This window comes from Mesorhizobium sp. J8 (assembly GCF_016591715.1).
Classification (GTDB): Bacteria; Pseudomonadota; Alphaproteobacteria; order Rhizobiales; family Rhizobiaceae; genus Mesorhizobium.
Window position 1 is genome coordinate 1379804 of sequence record NZ_AP024109.1, and the last position, 16849, is coordinate 1396652.

13 protein-coding genes and 1 pseudogene are annotated in these 16849 nt (G+C 62.5%); 8 read left to right on the forward strand and 6 right to left on the reverse strand.

Annotation, left to right across the window (positions count from 1 at the left end; translation table 11 throughout):
* Positions 1–125: 125 nt before the first annotated feature.
* On the forward strand, positions 126–1190 hold the full coding sequence (locus tag MJ8_RS06340) for a calcium:proton antiporter (protein WP_225248286.1): 1065 nt from the start codon (positions 126–128) through the stop codon (positions 1188–1190).
* A gap of 46 nt (positions 1191–1236) precedes the next feature.
* On the opposite strand, the gene MJ8_RS06345 is transcribed toward MJ8_RS06340, so the two are convergent.
* Positions 1237–2145 carry a hydrogen peroxide-inducible genes activator gene (locus tag MJ8_RS06345; RefSeq protein ID WP_201413594.1) on the reverse strand — a complete coding sequence of 303 codons (909 nt, stop codon included), beginning with the start codon at positions 2143–2145 and terminating at the stop codon, positions 1237–1239.
* Positions 2146–2305: 160 nt separating this feature from the next.
* Here MJ8_RS06345 and katG point away from each other — a divergent pair, with 160 nt between their 5' ends.
* On the forward strand, positions 2306–4513 hold the full coding sequence (gene katG / locus MJ8_RS06350; protein WP_201413595.1) for a catalase/peroxidase HPI: 2208 nt from the start codon (positions 2306–2308) through the stop codon (positions 4511–4513).
* Positions 4514–4579: 66 nt separating this feature from the next.
* Here katG and MJ8_RS06355 read toward each other — a convergent pair whose 3' ends face one another.
* Positions 4580–5257, reverse strand: coding sequence for an MIP family channel protein (locus MJ8_RS06355; protein ID WP_201413596.1), 678 nt, complete (start codon positions 5255–5257; stop codon positions 4580–4582).
* A gap of 332 nt (positions 5258–5589) precedes the next feature.
* On the opposite strand from MJ8_RS06355, the gene MJ8_RS06360 reads away from it, so the two are divergent.
* From MJ8_RS06360 to tnpB, 6 genes and pseudogenes are all read left to right on the forward strand, one after another.
* Positions 5590–6879 carry an RsmB/NOP family class I SAM-dependent RNA methyltransferase gene (locus MJ8_RS06360; RefSeq protein WP_201413597.1) on the forward strand — a complete coding sequence of 430 codons (1290 nt, stop codon included), beginning with the start codon at positions 5590–5592 and terminating at the stop codon, positions 6877–6879.
* A 94-nt stretch (positions 6880–6973) separates the two neighbouring features.
* A complete protein-coding gene (locus MJ8_RS06365) occupies positions 6974–7432 on the forward strand; it encodes a PaaI family thioesterase (RefSeq protein WP_040990706.1) in 459 nt (152 codons plus the stop codon).
* A gap of 137 nt (positions 7433–7569) precedes the next feature.
* The gene (locus tag MJ8_RS06370; protein ID WP_201413598.1) at positions 7570–8211 is read left to right on the forward strand and encodes a 5'-methylthioadenosine/S-adenosylhomocysteine nucleosidase; all 642 of its coding nucleotides are present in this window, start codon (positions 7570–7572) and stop codon (positions 8209–8211) included.
* Between the two features lie 137 nt (positions 8212–8348).
* The gene (gene guaA / locus MJ8_RS06375; RefSeq protein ID WP_201413599.1) at positions 8349–9914 is read left to right on the forward strand and encodes a glutamine-hydrolyzing GMP synthase; all 1566 of its coding nucleotides are present in this window, start codon (positions 8349–8351) and stop codon (positions 9912–9914) included.
* Between the two features lie 316 nt (positions 9915–10230).
* Positions 10231–11484, forward strand: a complete 1254-nt coding sequence (locus MJ8_RS06380; RefSeq protein WP_201413600.1) for a tyrosine-type recombinase/integrase — start codon at positions 10231–10233, stop codon at positions 11482–11484.
* Positions 11485–11963: 479 nt separating this feature from the next.
* Positions 11964–12176 (forward strand): annotated as a pseudogene (gene tnpB / locus MJ8_RS32130) (IS66 family insertion sequence element accessory protein TnpB); the annotation flags it as partial.
* 102 nt (positions 12177–12278) lie between these two features.
* Here tnpB and MJ8_RS06390 read toward each other — a convergent pair.
* From MJ8_RS06390 to MJ8_RS06405, 4 genes are all read right to left on the reverse strand, one after another.
* Entirely contained in the window at positions 12279–12455 is a 177-nt protein-coding gene (locus MJ8_RS06390) for a hypothetical protein (RefSeq protein WP_201413601.1), read from the reverse strand.
* Between the two features lie 129 nt (positions 12456–12584).
* A complete protein-coding gene (locus MJ8_RS06395; RefSeq protein WP_201413602.1) occupies positions 12585–13892 on the reverse strand; it encodes an HlyD family type I secretion periplasmic adaptor subunit in 1308 nt (435 codons plus the stop codon).
* Positions 13892–15547: a type I secretion system permease/ATPase gene (locus MJ8_RS06400; RefSeq protein ID WP_412177107.1), complete on the reverse strand. Its 1656-nt coding sequence runs from the start codon at positions 15545–15547 to the stop codon at positions 13892–13894. The genes MJ8_RS06395 and MJ8_RS06400 overlap by 1 nt, the downstream gene beginning before the upstream one ends.
* Before the next feature lie 406 nt (positions 15548–15953).
* Positions 15954–16769 carry a calcium-binding protein gene (locus MJ8_RS06405; protein WP_201413603.1) on the reverse strand — a complete coding sequence of 272 codons (816 nt, stop codon included), beginning with the start codon at positions 16767–16769 and terminating at the stop codon, positions 15954–15956.
* Positions 16770–16849: the final 80 nt, after the last annotated feature.

Sequence of the window (16849 nt, forward strand, 5' to 3'; positions counted from 1 at the left end):
ACCGGTTTTCGGAGAAAGATCATGCTCCAACAAAGAGTTAGATCGTGAGGGCGATTCAACGAAACGCCATCACGATCTAGGGGGCTTGGATGACTGGTTACGGGCGGTCGGTCACTTCCTACACGATGCCGTTGGCCGCGCTGGCGATGGCTTTCGCTGTCAGGGCCAGCGGCATTTCGGTCGACGAAGGATCACTGAACGCCAGGATATTCGTTGGAGCGCTATCGAGCGCCATCATGTTCACCACCATTTTCGTGGTGCTCGACCATGCCGAGGCGGTCGCCCGGCGCGTGGGCGAGCCCTATGGAACCTTGGTGCTGACTTTTGCGGTGACGGCAATCGAAGTGTCGATCATCGTCTCCATGATGCTGCATGGAGAAAACAACCCGACGCTGGCGCGCGAGTCCGTTTTCTCGACAGTGATGATTACGTCCACAGGAGTCGTCGGCATCTGTCTCACGCTTGGCGGCTGGCGCTACCGCAAGCAGGCGATCCTTCGGCAAGGCACGAACGCATACCTGTCGGTCCTGGTCGCGCTGACCGTGATGACGCTTATTCTTCCGACCTACACCCAGGCGACGGATCCCGGCACGTTTTCGGCGGCTCAGCTCGGTTTTGTGAGCGTTCTTTCGGTGCTGCTCTATGCGAGTTTCGTGTTCGCTCAGACCGTCCGGCATCGGGAGGATTTCGTCCAGGGGCAGGCGCACGATGTTCCGGTGCGAACTGCCCACGAAAGCGTTTCCGTGAGCGCCCTGCTGCTGATGTGCGGGCTCATCGGCATAGTCCTGCTCGCCGAGCAGGTTGCCGCAAGCGTGGAGGATGCGCTCGCCGCCTATCAGGTGACCCAGGCCGACAGCATCGTGGGCGCGTTGATCGCGGCGCTGGTTTTGATGCCGGAGGCCATCTCGGCGATCCGCGCCTCGTTCAAGAACGAGCTGCAGCGCAGCCTGAACGTCGCGATGGGCTCGGCCTGCGCAACGATCGGTTTGACGATACCGGCGGTCGCGGCCGCCAGCCTGCTGACGGGCAGGGGACTGACGCTGGGGCTTCCGGCCTCCGATGCCGTGCTTCTGGTTCTGGCGCTTTTCATATGCAGCGTCAGCTTCAGCACCGAAAGAACGACCTTCCTGACCGGCATGGTCCATGTCGTGGTGTTCTTCACCTATGTGTTTCTCATCTTCGTGCCGTGAACTTGTCGCGGGCCGGCCATCATGTGTGAGGCGCCTCGAAAGGCGCTCACGCCGCCAGCACCGCCCGATCCAGCCCGCGTATGATCCGCGCCAGTTCCACGCACTCGTCCTGACGCACCTTGTTCTTGCGCCAGGCCATGCAGATCATGCGCTGCGGCATCGGCTCCTGGAACGGCACGATCCGCAGATCCGGCATGACGCCGGCGGCGCTCGCCGCCATTTCCGGCACCAAGGTGACGCCGAGCCCATGCGCCACCATCTGCAGGAGCGTCGTCAGGCTCGTCGCGCCGTAGCTCGCCATCGCCACCGGCCGCACATTGCCGCAGACTGCCAAAGCCTGCTCGCGCAGGCAGTGGCCTTCCTCCAAGAGCATCAGCCGCTCCAACGCGGGACTTTCGGGCGGCACCGGCGGCGAGGCGAAGGCCGGATCGCCGGCGGGCACGGCGAGGAAGAAGCGGTCGGGAAAAAGCTCTTCGGTGACGATCGCCGGCTGGTCGAGCGGCAAGGCCGCGATGAAGGCGTCGAGTCGGCCTGAGGTCGCGTCCTCGACCAGCGATGCGGTCACCGCCTCGCGCAGTTCGAGCTGGAGGGAAGGGTAGTGCTTCCTCAGCTCCGGCAGCGCATGCGGCAGGAGGTAAGGCGCGACTGTCGGGATGATGCCCAGCCGAAAGCGTCCTTCCATTGTCGGGCGGCCGCGCCGAGCCGTCGTCTCGACGTCACGTATGTCGGCCAGAATGCGTTCGATACGCGGCTGCAAGGCAAGCGCCTCGTCGGTCATGCGCACCGTCTTGCCGCCGCGCTCGAACAACAGGCAGTTCAGCCGCTCTTCCATCTCGGCGATCTGCGCGGAAAGGGCCGGCTGGCTGACGCCGGCAAGCTTCGCCGCGCGGCCGAAATGCAGCGTCTGCGCCAGCGCGTCGAAATATTGCATCTGCCGGACAGTGAGGCCAATCATAAGAAAATCCTATCAAATGAAACAGGAAAGGCAATTTGTCTTTATCGGCTGGCCGGCCTAGTCTGGAATCGTTCCAGGTTGGCGCGGCCAATGGCTGCCCCTGGAAATTTCGGCAAAATCAACCTCGGCAAAAACCTCGGCAGAATCGGGAGACCCCAAGATGGATGCGAAAACCGACGACAACAGCGCTGGCAAATGCCCTGTGGCGCACGGATCCAGACGGACCAACCGCGATTGGTGGCCGAACCAGCTCGATCTTTCCGTTCTCCACCAGCAGTCGAACCTGTCGGACCCGATGGACGAAGACTTCGACTACGCCAAGGAGTTCGCCACCCTCGACCTCGACGCGGTGATCGCGGACCTGCACAAGGTCATGACGGATTCGCAGGACTGGTGGCCGGCCGACTTCGGCCATTACGGGCCGCTCTTCATCCGCATGGCATGGCACAGCGCCGGCACCTATCGCATCGGCGACGGCCGCGGCGGCGCCGGTGCCGGTCAGCAGCGCTTCGCGCCTTTGAATAGCTGGCCGGACAACGCCAACCTCGACAAGGCGCGCCGGCTGCTGTGGCCGGTCAAGCAGAAATACGGCCGCAAGATCTCCTGGGCCGATCTTCTGATCCTCACCGGCAACGTTGCGCTGGAATCGATGGGCTTCAAGACCTTCGGCTTCGCCGGCGGCCGCGCCGATGTGTGGGAGCCGGAGCAGGACGTGGACTGGGGCTCTGAAACCAAGTGGCTCGGCGACGAGCGCTATTCGGGCGACCGTGAGCTTCGCGGCCATCTCGGCGCCGTCCAGATGGGCCTCATCTATGTCAACCCCGAAGGCCCGAACGGCAAGCCGGATCCGGTTGCGGCGGCGCGCGACATCCGCGAAACCTTCGGCCGCATGGCGATGAACGACGAGGAGACCGTGGCGCTGATCGCCGGCGGGCACACCTTCGGCAAGACGCATGGCGCCGGCGACGCCTCGCTGGTGGGCGCTGAGCCGGAAGGCGCCGGCATCGAGGCGCAAGGCCTCGGCTGGTCCAGCAAATACGCTTCCGGCATTGCGGGCGACGCCATCACCTCCGGCCTCGAGGTCACCTGGACGACGACGCCGACCAAATGGAGCAACAACTTCTTCGACAACCTCTTCAACTATGAATGGGAGCTGACGAAGAGCCCGGCCGGCGCTCATCAGTGGACGCCGAAGGGCGGCGCCGGCGCCGGCACGGTTCCGGACGCGCACAATCCCTCCAAGCGTCACGCGCCCGCCATGCTCACCACCGACCTCGCACTGCGTTTCGATCCTGCCTATGAGAAGATCTCGCGACGGTTCCACCAGAACCCGGACCAGTTCGCCGACGCCTTCGCCCGCGCCTGGTTCAAGCTCACCCATCGCGACATGGGCCCGGCTGTGCGCTATCTCGGCCCGCTCGTGCCGAAGGAAGAGCTGATCTGGCAGGATCCGATCCCGGCCATCGACCACGAGCTGGTGAGCGAGGCCGACATCGCCTCGCTCAAGGCCAAGATCCTGGCGTCGGGCCTTTCGGTCTCCGAACTGGTCTCGACCGCCTGGGCTTCGGCCTCGACCTTCCGCGGCTCGGACAAGCGCGGCGGCGCCAATGGCGGCCGCATCCGTCTGGCGCCGCAGAAGGACTGGGAGGTCAACCAGCCGGCTCAGCTCGCCAAGGTGCTCGCCAAGCTGGAAGCCATTCAGAAGGAGTTCAATGCGGCTCAGACCGGCGACAAGAAGGTCTCGCTCGCCGACCTCATCGTGCTTGGCGGCGTCGCCGCGGTCGAGAAGGCGGCGAAGGACGGCGGCAACGAGGTCAAGGTGCCCTTCACGCCGGGCCGCATGGACGCTTCGCAGGAGCAGACGGATGTCGCCTCCTTCGCGCCGCTGGAACCGAAGGTTGACGGCTTCCGCAACTATGCCCGCGGCAGGCTGCCGATGTCCGTCGAAGCGATGCTGGTCGATCGCGCCCAGTTGCTGACGCTGACGGCGCCGGAGATGACGGTGCTGGTCGGCGGCCTGCGCGTGCTCGGCGCCAATGTCGGCGGCTCGAAGCACGGTGTCTTCACCGACAGGCCGGGTCAGCTCACCAACGACTTCTTCGTCAACCTGCTCTCGATGGCGACGGTCTGGGAGCCGGCCGCTGGTTCCGAGCCGGGTTCGGACGAGGTCTACGAAGCGCGCGACCGAAAGACGAAGCAGGTGAAATGGACCGGCACCCGCGCCGACCTGATCTTCGGCTCGCACGCCCAGCTGCGCGCACTCTCCGAGGTCTACGGCTCGGCCGACGCCAAGGCGAAATTCGTCAAGGACTTCGTCAAGGCCTGGACGAAGGTGATGAACGCCGACCGCTTCGACATCGCGAAATAAGGTCGTACCTCCCAAATGAAAAGGCGCGGGTCATGCCCGCGCCTTTTTTGCGTTTCTACGGAGCTGTCAGTCCTTTTCGAAGACGCCGGCCTTGGCGACGACGCCGGCGATCGCTCCGCCGATCAGCGGCGCGACGATGAACAGCCAGAGTTGGCTGAGCGCGGCGCCGCCAGAAAACAGCGCCGGGCCGATCGAGCGGGCCGGATTGACCGAGGTGCCGGTTACCGGGATCATGGCGAAGTGGATGCCTGCCAGCGTCAGGCCGATGACTAGGCCGGCGAAGGCGGTCGTGTGCTTGGCGTTGGTGACGCCGAGGATCACCGTGACGAAGGTGAAGGTGCCGATCAGCTCCCACAGGAAGGCCGAGCTCATGCCCCATTTCGTTTCGTCCCAGCCATTGGCGCCGAAGCCACCAGTGTGGCCGCCGGCTTGGCCCGAAACGATGATCCACAGCGCCAGTGAGGCGATGATGGCGCCGATGATCTGCGCGATCCAGTAGGGGACGACGTCCTTGGCCGGCATCCGCCCTGACAGGAACACGCCGAGCGTCACCGCCGGATTGAGATGCGCGCCCGAGATCGGGCCGATCGCGTAGGCCGCGGCGATCAGGCCGATGCCGAACGCCAGGCCGATGCCTTCCTGTCCGAGCGGCAGCGCGCCGCCGAAACCGCCCGTGACCACGGAGGCCGTGCCGATGAACACCAACAAAAACGTGCCGAGAACTTCTGCCAGATAAGTCTTCATTGCCCTCTCCTCATAGGATCCGTCGAAACCGCGTTTCCCGCGTCGCGAATCACCGTCGGAAGAGTATTCCTGCCGGAAACACTTGGAAAGCTGCGAGGTTAAGCCGCCGGGCTTTCTTGCAGGCGCCAATCAAAAACATTAGAAGTCTTTCATGTTCTGATCGATTGTTCTTGTTTCCTGACTCCGGCTCCCGCGACGGAAAAATCGTTCGGCCAAATGGTCCGGCCTTGAAACGCCATTTCATCGGCAAACCGAGCGGAACTGTTTCAATCCTGGCCGGAAAGGCTTTATGAGCGGGCTGGAACCGATTTGTAACAGCTACGGAAAACGGGATGCGACTGGGCGGAAGGCTGGCGGCGGCCATAGAGGTTCTTGAAGACATCGGCCGGCGCCACCGGCCGGTGGCCGACGCCCTGCGCGACTGGGGCCTGTCGCATCGCTTCGCCGGCGGCGGCGATCGCGCCGCGATCGGCAACATCGTCTATGACGCGCTGCGCCGCAAACGCTCGGCCGGCTGGCTGTTCGGCGAGGACACGCCGCGCGCCATCGGCTTTGGCGCGCTTTTGCTGGAGTGGGGGCAGACGGCGCAGTCGCTCAACGATGCGCTGGACGGCGACAAATTCGCGCCGCCGCTGCTCAGCGCGTCCGAGTTGAAGGCGGCGGCCGAGCGCAGGCTTGGCGACGCGCCCGATGCGGTGCGCGCCGATGTTCCGGACTGGTGCGCGCCGCTGCTCGAGCAGGCCTACGGCGACGCCTGGGTCGAGGAAGGCGCGGCGCTCGCCCAGCGTCCGCCGCTGGATCTCAGGGTCAACACGCTCCAGGCCGATCGCGCCAAGGTGCTGGCAGAGCTACGGGGCACGGGCGCCGCGCCCGCGGCGATCGCGCCGAACGGTATCCGCATCCCGCCGATCGACGGCGACGGCAGGCATCCGAACGTGCAGGCCGAGCCCGCCTTCCAGAAAGGCTGGTTCGAAGTGCAGGACGAGGGCTCGCAGCTTGCCGCGGCGCTTGCCGGCGCCGCGCCCGGCATGCAGGTGCTCGACTATTGCGCCGGCGCCGGCGGCAAGACGCTGGCGCTGTCGGCCGAGATGGACAATCGGGGCCAGATCTTCGCCCATGACGCGGAAAAGGTGCGGCTGGCGCCGATCTTCGAGCGCATCCGCCGTTCGCACAACCGCAACGTCCAGGTCGTCAGCAAGCCCGCGGAGCTTGCGCCGCTCACCGGACATATGGACCTCGTGCTGATAGACGCGCCATGCACCGGCAGCGGCACCTGGCGGCGGCGGCCCGACGCCAAATGGCGATTGACGGAAAGGCAGCTCGACGCCCGAAAGGGAGAGCAGCAGGCGATTCTCGACACCGCGCAGGCCTTCGTCAGGCCGGGCGGCCTCCTGGTCTACATCACCTGTTCGGTGTTCGATGCCGAGAACGGCGAGCAGGTCGCGGCGTTCCGCGAACGCCATCAAGGCTTCGCGCCGGTCGATCACCGCCAGCTCTGGGACAGCCGCTTCCCCGGCCATGAAGGGGCGGCGCGCATCGCCGGTAACGGCGGCATCTCGCTGTCGCCGGCGCTGAGCGGCACGGACGGCTTCTATTTCCACGCCTTGCGCAGGGATGGTTGAGGATGCGGGGCTTTTGCTGCGCTGCAACATAAGAGATTGCCTGTCCTGTCTGCCTCTGCAATAAGCTTCGCCAGCAAATAGGAGGCGAAGCTCCATGGCAGCCAAGATCGTACCCGCTCCCGATTTCGAGGAACGCGTCAGGGCCTCCTTCGCCCGGCAGAAGGCAATGGCGACGATCGGCGCCGAGTTGACGGTGGTGACGCCCGGTATCATCGAGATCGAGATGCCTTACTCGGCCGCGCTCACCCAGCAGCACGGTTTCCTGCATGCCGGCGTCATCTCCACAGCGCTGGACTCCGCCTGCGGCTATGCCGCATTCTCGCTGATGCCGGAGAATTCCGGCGTGCTGACCATCGAGTTCAAGGTGAACCTGCTCGCGCCGGGCAGGGGCGAGCGCTTCCTGTTCCGCGGTTCCGTGACGAAGCCCGGACGCACCATCATCGTCGCGGATGGCCAGGCTTACGCCTTCGCAGCCGACGGCGAGGCCAAGCTGATCGCCACCATGACCGGCACGATGATGACGGTGGTCGGCCGCGACGGAATTGAAGGGTGAGGAACCGTTAGCGCAGCGGACGAAAGGCCCTAAATGGGCTTTCGAGCAACGAACGCCGGAGCCATCGCGCAGGGGCGGGAGGCGGCAAGGGCACGTTGTTCCTTTCTGTTCGTCGTAGAAAATAGGGGTAAAGCTTCATGACTGTCGAAGTGTCGCGCCTGTCCGGAAAATCCGTTCTCTTCGTGATGGCGGTGGAGGCCGAATACGGCCCGCACCTGAAAAACCTGTTCACGCCGCTGATGACCGGTGTCGGCCCGGTCGAGGCAGGTGTGCGGCTGGGCGCCGAACTCGCGGCATTGAAGGCCGAGGGAGCGTTGCCGGACCTGATCGTCTCGCTGGGCTCGGCCGGCAGCCGCAGGCTGGAGCAGGCCGAAATCTACCAGGCCGTGTCGGTGGGCTATCGCGACATGGACGCTTCGCCGCTCGGCTTCGAGAAGGGGGCGACGCCTTTCCTCGACCTGCCGGTGACGGTACCGCTGCCTTTCGTTATTCCGGGCATCAAGACCGCCTCGCTCTCGACCGGCGGCGCGATCGTTTCCGGCGCCGCCTACGACGCCATCGATGCCGACATGGTCGACATGGAGACCTTCGCCTGTCTGCGCGCCTGCCAGCTGTTCGGCGTGCCGCTGATTGGGCTGCGCGGCATTTCCGACGGCGCGGCCGATCTCAGGCACGTCAACGACTGGACGGAGTATCTGCATGTGATCGACGAGAAGCTGGCTGCGGCCGTCGGCTTGCTGGAGCAGGCGATCGAATCCGGCGCGGTTCGCCTCGGTTAGGCCCTAATAGGTTTTTGATTTTACGCATGTCTTTATCCCGAAACCGGTTCCCACTTTCGGGAGACATGCTTCAGAGGACGGAAAGCCGCAGCGCGGAGCCCATTGCGCCGACTCGTTTCTTTCTTTAAAGGCTCGCCATGACGACGACAGCCAATCATCCCGACACCGTACTGATTGTCGATTTCGGCAGCCAGTTCACGCAGCTCATCGCCCGCCGCATCCGCGAGGCCGGCGTCTTTTCCGAGATCGTGCCCTTCCAATCGGCCGAAGCTGCCTTCAAGCGCATCAATCCGAAAGCCGTGATCCTGTCGGGCGGCCCGGCCTCGACCACCGACATCGGCAGCCCGCGCGCGCCGCAGATCGTCTTCGACGCTGGCGTGCCGGTGCTCGGCATCTGCTACGGCCAGATGGCGCTCTGCGTGCAGATGGGCGGCGTCGCGGAAAGCTCCAACCATCGCGAGTTCGGCCGCGCCTTCGTTGAGATCGAGAAGGAGAGCCCGCTGTTCGAGGGCCTGTGGGCGCCCGGCCAGCGTCACCAGGTGTGGATGAGCCATGGCGACCGTGTCATCGAACTGCCGCCGGGCTTCAAGGTGCTCGGCAAGTCGGAAAGCTCGCCCTTCGCCATCTTCGGCGATATCGAGCGCAAGATGTACGGCATCATGTTCCACCCGGAAGTGGTGCACACGCCCGACGGCGCCAGGCTGCTCCGGAACTTCGTCCACAACATCGCGGGCATCGAGGGCGACTGGACGATGCGCGCTTATCGCGAGCACGCGGTGGAGGCGATCCGCAAGCAGGTCGGCAAGGGCAAGGTCATCTGCGCGCTCTCGGGCGGCGTCGACTCTTCTGTCGCCGCGCTTCTGATCCATGAGGCGGTCGGCGATCAGCTGACCTGCATCCTCGTCGACCACGGCCTGATGCGCAAGGACGAGGCCAAGGGCGTGGTGGAGATGTTCCGCCAGCACTACAATCTGCCGCTGATCCTGGTCGACGCCTCGGACCGCTTCATCTCGGCGCTGGAAGGCGAGGCCGATCCCGAAAAGAAGCGCAAGACCATCGGCCGGCTGTTCATCGAAGTGTTCGAGGAAGAGGCGAAGAAGCTCGGCGGCGCCGATTTCCTGGCCCAGGGCACGCTCTATCCCGACGTCATCGAAAGCGTCTCCTTCTCCGGCGGCCCTTCGGTGACGATCAAGTCGCACCACAATGTCGGCGGCTTGCCCGAGCGCATGAACATGAAGCTGGTCGAGCCGCTGCGCGAACTCTTCAAGGACGAGGTGAGGGCGCTGGGCAAGGAGCTCGGCCTGCCCGAAAGCTTCATCGGCCGCCATCCCTTCCCGGGCCCTGGCCTTGCCATCCGCTGCCCGGGCGGCATCACGCGCGAAAAGCTAGAGATCCTGCGCGAGGCCGACGCCATCTATCTCGACGAAATCCGCAAGGCCGGCCTCTACGACGCCATCTGGCAGGCCTTCGCGGTGCTGCTTCCGGTGCAGACGGTGGGCGTGATGGGCGACGGCCGCACCTACGAGTTCGTCTGCGCGCTGCGCGCCGTGACTTCCGTCGACGGCATGACGGCCGACTTCTACCACTACGACATGAACTTCCTCGCCGCCGCCGCCACCCGCATCATCAACGAGGTGAAAGGCATCAACCGCGTCGTCTACGACGTGACGTCGAAGCCGCCCGGCACGATCGAGTGGGAATGAAGCTGCATGCTTTTCTAGCTTTCGGCACCTATCGAAGAGATAACCTAAGTAGCTGAAATTTATAATTTTTCCTCTCGGAGGCTATCGGTATCGATCGCCTCCAAGCGAGAACATTTGACGGTAAGCCTGACGGTATGGGTTCCTAATCTTTCTCTGCCAATGCTCTATACCGTCAGAGCGCTAACCGGAAGCTATCGCAGAAAATATCACCCAACATATTGAAAATGAAGAGCTTAATTCGTGGGTTGACGGTAAAATCGCTGACGGTAAAATTGGGGTGCAAAGTAACTTAAATTATCCTGGGTTTCGCTCCTTCATGCTGACCGACATCGCGCTCAAACGACTGAAACCAAAAGATAAAATCTACAAGGTCGCCGATCGTGACGGTATGTACGCGACCGTCTCTCCAGCCGGGCAAATCGCATTCCGATACGACTATCGGGTAAACGGCCGACGAGAGACTGTGACCCTGGGCCGTTACGGCGCGGGCGGCATCACGCTGTCAGAAGCGCGGGACCGTTGCCTCGACGCTCGCAGGCTCGTTGCCGAGGGGAAGTCGCCTGCACATGAAAAGCAGCGCGCTAAGCGGCGTCGGCTAACTGTGGGAACCTTTGGCGATGCCGGTAAGGATTGGTTCAAGAATGCTGCGATGGCGGACAGCACGCGCTCTATGCGCAAGGTCATTTACGATCGCGATATCTTGCCGATCTGGCAGAAGCGGCTTGTAACCGAAATCACACCTGACGATTTGCGCGAACTCTGCACCAAGGTGAAGAACCGCGGTGCGCCGGCAACGGCGATCCATGTCCGGGATATCGTGAAGCAGATCTACGGCTATGTCATTCTGAACGGCGAGAAGATCTCCAATCCCGCGGATGAGGTGGGGCCTTCTTCGATAGCCACGTTCGAGCCGAAGGACCGAGCTTTGTCCCCTGCGGAAATCCGCATCATGCTCAAAGAGTTGGAAAATGTGCCGACGCTGCCGACCATTCGTCTAGGCCTAAAGCTAATATTGCTTACGATGGTGCGAAAGAGCGAGCTGCTGGATGCAACATGGGACGAGGTCGATTTTGAGAACGCCGTGTGGCGCATTCCAAAAGAGCGGATGAAGCGAAAGAAGGCCCATAACGTCTACCTGTCGCGCCAGTCCCTGGACATCATGATAGCGCTCAAGACATGTGCGTCGAACTCGCAATATGTACTGCCCTCCCGCTACGATGCCGACGAGCCAATGTCGCGCGCTACCTTTAACCGGGTCACCATGGCGATTGTCGACCGGGCAAAGAAGCAAGACCTCCCGCTGGCGCCCTTCACGGTGCACGACCTACGCCGCACTGGCTCAACGCTGCTAAACGAAATCGGATTCAATCGGGACTGGATCGAAAAATGCCTCGCTCACGAAGACAGCCGCTCATCACGTGGTGTCTACAACAGGGCCGAGTATGAGCCGCAGCGTCGCCACATGCTGCAGGAATGGGCCGATATGATTGATACGTGGGCGGCAGGGAAGAAGCACACGCCCGCACTTCAGCCGACCTTGGGCGCGGCGATTACTCTTGATCCGACTTAACAGGTCTCGCCTTTCGCTCTACGTCGGGAGCATTGGAGGCTGGGTCCTGCCGGCAGATGATGCGTTCCGCTGCTGCTCTATCCAAGCTTCGACTTCTGCCAAGTCCCAGACGACGCAGCGGGGGGAGATTGAACCGTCGCGGGAACTCGCCACGTTGTTCCATCTCATAAATGGTCGTGTCGGATAGCGGAACGATTTCCCTCAACTGCGACCGGCGTATAGTTCGCACGACTGGACGCGACGCAAGGTGGGGCAGCACGGGAAGTGGCTCCGGCTGCCCGGTCCGACCGGATATGTCGAGTTCAGAAGACGGCAGCTGTTTGACCATATGCATGACCGGTAGCTTGCTTACCGGTGGTCAACAATCACGCAACCTCAAGGAGTCTGGTACAGCCCTCAATTGCGACCACACTTTCTCTCGACAGACGAGCAGACCAAATCACTTCGTACCGTCTCGCGCGCTTGGCGGCGACGTAAAGATCTTGGTGGTAACGCAGCCGGTCGACTTTCGCCGTGGCATCAATGGCCTCGTTACCCTGGTCACCTCGGCTCTTGCCGCCGACCTTCTGCGGTGACGTCTTTGTCTTCCGCCCCAAGGGCCGCGACAGATTGCACCTTCTTTTCGGGACGGAAGCGGCATGGTTCTGGACTCGCAATGGCTGGAATCCGGCCGCTTCACCATCTCGCCAGTGCATAGCCTTCAGGCAAGGTGGGTGCTCGTGACGCTCACCCTCAACCGGCCGGAATGTGTGACAGTCCGGGCATATCCGACGCAAAAGCGCGTATGTCTCTGCTCATGGTTTATGACCGCAATCCGCAGCGCAGCCATAACTTTTGGCCTCTGCGATAGAGAAGCCGATCTCACCGTCGAACAAGCGCTCCCGACTCTTGCCAATCCGGAGTTGCTCACGACAAACGTTGCCGAATTCGTTCTTCCCCTCGATCGTGATCGTCCACTCGATCGCCACCATTGCCTCCTTGAAACAAAGCGATTCATGGATTGGTCGGGCCTAACAAGCCGTATTCGACCCAGGAGAAGTTACCGGTCCCCAGTCGGACCTAGCGGGAGCGAGAATCGCTTTCGACGACGAGCACACCATTTACTCCTCCCTGAAGGCTCGGTCGATCTGATCAGCCAACGGTTTGACCAGATAGGAAAGCATTGTGCGGTTGCCTGTCGAGAAGAACACCTCGACCGGCATACCCGGCGCCAGGGTCAGGCCTTTCAGCTTCTTCAGCTCCGGGCGGGCGATACCGATGCGGACGGAGTAAAAACCTGCTCCGCTGCGCTCATCGAGACTGAGGTCCGCGGCTATCTCTTTGACATTGCCGTTGAGCTCAGGCGTGACGCGTTGGTTGAACGCCGAGAATTTCAGCCCTGCTTCCTGGCCGAGCTTCAGTTGATCGATATCTTGCGGAGCTATCCGCGCCTCGACTGTCAGGTCATCCGCTACCGGTACGATGAGCATGACCACTTCGCCAGGAGCGATCACGCCGCCCACGGTGTGGACGGCAAGCTGATGCACAACGCCGTCCTGCGGACTGCGCAAATCGATACGCTTCAGCTGATCCTCGGCCGAGACCCTGCGCTCGACGAATTCGGATATCTTGCTCTGGACGTCGCGAAGCTCGGTCGCGACTTCCTTGCGCAGATCCTGGTCGACCTGAATGATCTGCAGCCTAGTTTCAACAATGCGCCCCTTAGCCTGGGCAATTGAGGCGGTGAGCTGACCGTGCTCGCCCTTGAGCCGAACCGCATCCCGCTCGAGCGCGGTCAGGCGATCGATCGAGACGAGCTTCTGCCTCCAGAGGCTGCGGACGCTCTCGAGCTCGATCCCGATCAATTCGATTTCCTGGCTCTTTGCGACCCGCTGCTCGGTAAGGCCGGAGCTTTCCTCGGAAAGCTGAGCGATGCGCTCCTCCAACTGCGCCTTTTGGCCGGCTCGCGCCTGCCGGCGAAATTCAAACAGCGACTGCTCGCCGGCCATCGCGCTTGCTTTTGCAGGGTTGTCCGGGCGTGACGTCAACGAAGGGGGAAATGAAATCTTCTCCTGGCCATCCCGCTCGGCTTCGAGGCGCGCGAGGCGGGCCTCGAATTCATCCAGATCCCTGGTGACGATCGCCAGATTGGCGCGCGTGACGGTTTCGTCTAGGCGAACCAACACGTCGCCGGATCTGACGGCGTCGCCTTCTCGGACGAGAATCTGCCCGACCACGCCCCCGGTCGGATGCTGGACCTTCTTGACGCTGGAATCGACTACCAGCGTGCCGGACGCGATCACCGCGCCGGAAAGCTCCGTGACGGCTGCGAGCCCTCCGCCGCCGCCGACCAGAAGAAGGCACGCCGCAACCCCACCAATCAAATAACGGTGAATGGTTCTTTCGATTGCCTGAACGTCGGTGGCCATCAGGATGCAGTCTCTTCGTCCATCGGCACGCCTTTCGGGGGAACGCCTTCCGTTCGGGTAACCTTGTTCAGGACCTCGTTCTTCGGCCCGAATGCCTGGACTCGGCCATTCGCCATGACCAGGACCTGGTCGAGACTCGCCAAGGCGCTCGGCCGGTGCGCTACGACGACCGCAATGCCACCGCGCGCCCGAACCCCCTGAATCGCTTCCGTCAGTGCTGCTTCGCCCTCGGCATCGAGATTGGAATTCGGTTCGTCGAGAATGACAAGAAAGGGGTCGCCATACAGAGCCCGCGCGAGCGCCACCCGCTGTCGCTGGCCGGCCGAGAGCGTCGAGCCGGCTTCGCCGATCCGCGTTTCGTAGCCATCCGGCAGATGAATGACCAGATCGTGTACGCCCGCTGCGCGCGCGGCCGCCAATATTTTGTCCGACGGCGCCTGCGGCTCGAAGCGGGCTATGTTTTCGGCAATCGTGCCATCGAACAGCTGCACATCCTGCGGCAGGTAGCCTATATGCTTGCCCAATTCGTCTGGCGACCACTGATCGAGCGCCGCTCCATCCAGCCTGACGGTGCCGCGCGCCGGCTGCCATATTCCGGCAATTGCCCGAACCAGCGAGGATTTGCCGGAGGCGCTCGGCCCGATAATGCCGAGACCTTCCCCCTTCTCCAATGCGAAGACCGCATCCTGAACGACCAGCCGGCGCTCATCCGGCAGCGTGACACTGATGCTCTCAATGGCAAGGTTGGACGCCGGCGCCGGCAATGAAACGCTTGTCGAGGTCTCGGGAAGCAACGCCAAAAGCTGGCTAAGCCGGGTCCATGCCTGCCTGGCGCTGACAAAGCTCTTCCAATGCGCGATCGCGAGTTCGATCGGCGCCAGCGCCCGTCCCATCATGATCGAGCTGGCGATCATGATGCCGCCCGTCGCTTCCTGACGGATGACGAGATAGGCGCCGATCGCCAGGATTGCCGACTGCAACATCATGCGCAGGATTTTCGATATCGTCCCAAGCGTGCCAGCCAGATCACTGGCCTTCGCATTGGTGTCAAGATAGTCGGCATTGACGCCTGACCAGCGTTCGGCGATGCGCGAGCCGAAGCCCATCGCCTGCAGGGCCTCGACATTGCGGCGCGTCGCCTCGGCCAGCGTGTTGCGCGCTGCGGCCTGCCTGTTTGCCTTCTTGGCCGGCTCCCGGGTCCTGGCCTCGGCAAGCAGCGTCAGCCCGAACAGGATGACGGCGCCGGCCAGGGCCGTCACGCCGATCCAGAAATGGAAGAGAAAGCAGATTCCGAGATAGAGCGGCATCCACGGCAGATCGAAAAGCGCGGTCGGCCCGGCGCTGGAGAGGAATGACCGGACCTGGTCGAGATCGCGCAGCGACTGCAGGCCGTCGCCGGCCAGCTTGGTGCGCAGCGGCAGGCGCATGAGGGCGGCGTAGACCGTGCCGCTCATGCGCTGATCGAGCGCCATGCCGATGCGCACCAGGAGTCGCGACCGGATCAACTCGAGGATGCCCTGGAAAATGAAAAGCATCGTCGCAAAGATGGCGAGCCCGACAAGCGTCGCCACGCTGCGGCCCGGAATGACGCGGTCATAGACCTGCAGCATGAAGAACGAGCCAGTCAGTGCGAGCACGTTGACCACGCCGCTCATCAGGGCCACGCCTGAGAACGCCCGTTTGAACGATGCCAGAATTGCCGCAAGCGTGGCTCGCGGCGGCTTGACGGACCTGAGTTGCGTCGTCACCGTCACCTGAGTTCCAGTTCAGACTCTCAGGCGGCGACGTAGTGGAAGTCGTCCTGATGCAGGTTCGCCAGAGCAACGTTCTTCAGAGTAACAACATTGCTGGGCACTGAAGGCAACCTGTGTTGAAGATGGGACGCAATGGGCCCCAATAGCTGGCTGGAGCAACTCGACAAGCATTTGCCAATGAGAAGTTGCCTCGCGATCGCGGATTAACAGTGCAAGGGCGTCGTGGACACGCTGGCGTTGAAAAAGCTTGGTGAGAACGGAATGGTTGTCGGACTCGGCGTCTGGAGCGCCAAAGTGGTTTTCCGCATCAGCAGAACCTGAAATCCGACGCGGTCAGGCTCAGGTCGGCCAGGTCGAGCAAGCTTTGCACGTTGCCAAGGTGCGCGAAGTCGTCCACGTTGTTCTCGGAGGTAACATAACCCAGTTCCGCCGTCATGGTGTTATAATTGAAATAGGCAATGATATCGCCTGCAGCCTCGCCGGAGATACCCTTGGCTGCGGCCGAGCCATCGGCAAAACTGTGATGAGTGATCACTACGACATGCTCCCCGTTCGCGCCATTGGCGGGGCCGCTGTAGAAGGTGTCCACGTGATTGCCACGCGTCGCGTGATTAACGAAATTAGCTTCAACACCATCGCTGCCAAGACCTACCGCATCGAAGGTGAAAGTATCCTGCGATGGGTCAAAATCCACAATGGTGGTGTGGTCAGGGTTTGGCCCAAAGTTTTTATCGACCCCGCCCTGCGGGTTGTGGAACTGGAACACGAAGGTATCCTGACCGGCACCCCCCGTCAGATTGTCTCTACCGTCGCCCGCGAAGAGGGCGTCGTCGCCGGCGCCGCCGTAGAGCTTGTCGTTATCCGCACCGAGGATGTTCGCAGCTAGAATGCGCGGTTTATCGCGGCCCATGTCGCCGTAGAGGTAGTCGTTACCCTCGTCGCCGAAGACCCGGTCATTGCCCACGCCACCGAATACCCTGTCATTGCCCTCGCCGGCAGAGATGGAGTCGTTGCCGAAACCACCATCGATCCAGTCGTCTCCCGTCGGATCGAGCATTAGATCATCGCCATTGCTGCCAAAGAGACTGTTGCTACCCTGGCCGCCTGAAATTACCTTTTCCATTGTGAATCCACCTTATGAAACAGCACCACGTCCGCCATTAAACTCATCCATATGCCTTATCGGACAATGAGAGTAATTGA